The sequence below is a fragment of the bacterium genome (assembly GCA_021159335.1).
In the GTDB taxonomy this organism is placed as follows: domain Bacteria; phylum UBP14; class UBA6098; order B30-G16; family B30-G16; genus JAGGRZ01.
This window is the reverse complement of sequence record JAGGRZ010000046.1, coordinates 1-1753: the sequence shown is the minus strand read 5'-3', so window position 1 is coordinate 1753 and position 1753 is coordinate 1. Positions and strand designations below refer to the sequence as shown.

Annotated in this window: 3 protein-coding genes; all 3 read right to left on the bottom strand. The window is 44.4% G+C overall.

Annotation, left to right across the window (positions count from 1 at the left end; translation table 11 throughout):
- On the bottom strand, positions 1-98 hold a 98-nt coding region (locus J7J62_02825; protein MCD6124087.1), incomplete at its 3' end, for a hypothetical protein.
- A 121-nt stretch (positions 99-219) separates the two neighbouring features.
- The gene (locus J7J62_02820; protein ID MCD6124086.1) at positions 220-1098 is read right to left on the bottom strand and encodes a geranylgeranylglycerol-phosphate geranylgeranyltransferase; all 879 of its coding nucleotides are present in this window, start codon (positions 1096-1098) and stop codon (positions 220-222) included.
- A 65-nt stretch (positions 1099-1163) separates the two neighbouring features.
- Positions 1164-1703, bottom strand: a complete 540-nt coding sequence (locus J7J62_02815; GenBank protein ID MCD6124085.1) for a hypothetical protein — start codon at positions 1701-1703, stop codon at positions 1164-1166.
- Positions 1704-1753 lie beyond the last annotated feature (50 nt).

The following is a 1753-nucleotide window of genomic DNA, read 5'->3' as shown; positions in this document are numbered from 1 at the left end:
AATCCGCGTTTCTTGAGCAACCACGCGGATGTTGCGCTGTCGATGCCACCCGATAACCCGAGGACAACGCATTGTTTTTCGCAAGAATAATTTATCATTTCCCACCAAATATTACCTCGATCGCCAGTGCCAAAACCCCCAAAACCATTGCCACTTTAAGAAATCTTTGGCCTTGCTCTGGGTAACCCCTTACAGCATAGATAATGCCAAACCACATCATCATAGAGGCAAAAAAAGCCGCTGCAAGGTAACTTTGCGAATACAACTAAATATTACCTCGATCGCCAGCGCCAAATCTCCCAAAACCATTGCCACTTTAAGAAATTTTTGGCCTTGTTCTGGATAACCCCTTACGGCATAGATAGTGCCAAACCACATCATCATAGAGGCGAAAAAAGCCGCTGCAAGGTAACTTTGCGAATACATCCCAACCACATAAGGTATCAGAATGACTATCTGTGCGAAAATGGCACTTATAACAGCAACATTAACAGCTTTTCTTATTCCGAATTTGTTTGGAAAAGTCGCTCTACCAGCTCTCCTGTCACCCTCGATGTCAGAAACATCCTTCAGAACCTCTCTGGGGAAATTTATCGCAGCGGCTATTATAGCAGCCCACACGGTTTTCGCAGAGACTACCCCTGATGGCAGGGCGCCGTAGATGAGCGCACTACCGCAAAGGACAGATATAACGAAATTCCCGACAAGCGGAGTTCCCGAAAGCCAGAGCGAATAAACCCAAAGCAGCGCTATCGCCCAGAAAGCGAATATAGCTGTTCGAAGCCCTATAGTGAAAGCTAATATCAAACCAGCAATCTGAGCAGCAATAGCAAAAATCATGGCTTCATGTCTCGTCAGCATTCCTTTGGGAAGAACCCTCCCAGGGTGGCTGATAGAGTCAGCATTTATGTCAAAAAAGTCGTTTGCGGCATTAGCACCAGAAAGCACGAGCGCTGCTGAAAACGCAGCAACGAGGCTATATATTCCTATCGTGCCAGATAAAGCACCACCGATGAGGACTGCTGCAAAAACCAGCAGAAAATTAGCGGGTCTTGCTAACGAAACGAAGGCAAAGATTTTCCTTGTGAACCCGTTCACACATAATAAATGAGCGTGAAAGCTTATTTTCACAACTTATTTCTTCGGTGGAATGCTGCTTTAGCTTAATTTTTAGCATCGTCTGGCATGTAGAATATAAGGTCGGCACCGCAAGGGCTTACCACTGAACAATCGGGTGGTAAAACAGCGTCTGGGGGCTGATTGAATTTCTGCATCAGTTGTTCCTTGACTTTATAAAGACAAACCTCCTTCCAGCGGTCAGGACAGTAGCAGCAGAGAACAACGCACTTCGTAGCAATATAATTTCCGTAACTAACTTCGACAGTGTATCTTCCGGGTTCGTAATCAGGAAAAACTACTATTTGGGTTCCCTGCTTAACTGGAAATTTTTTTGATTCTTGAACTCCGTCAACATCGATTACAGTAACCTTGCCAAAATCCGATAAATACGGGGCAGTGGGGTCGTCGATTTTGATTTTAACAACGAGATTGCAAAATTGTTTCGGCGGTTTAACATCAGGGACTGCGGCAACAGATGTTCCGCACACAGGTTTGGTTCCGGGTGGGGTTCGACTTAAAGGTATGGAGCAACCAGCCACAACGAAAATCAACAACAGCAGAATTTTCAATAAGTTTTGACGCATATTTAACCTTTTACTTTAAATATCATTTATATCATATTGTTAATCAAGGC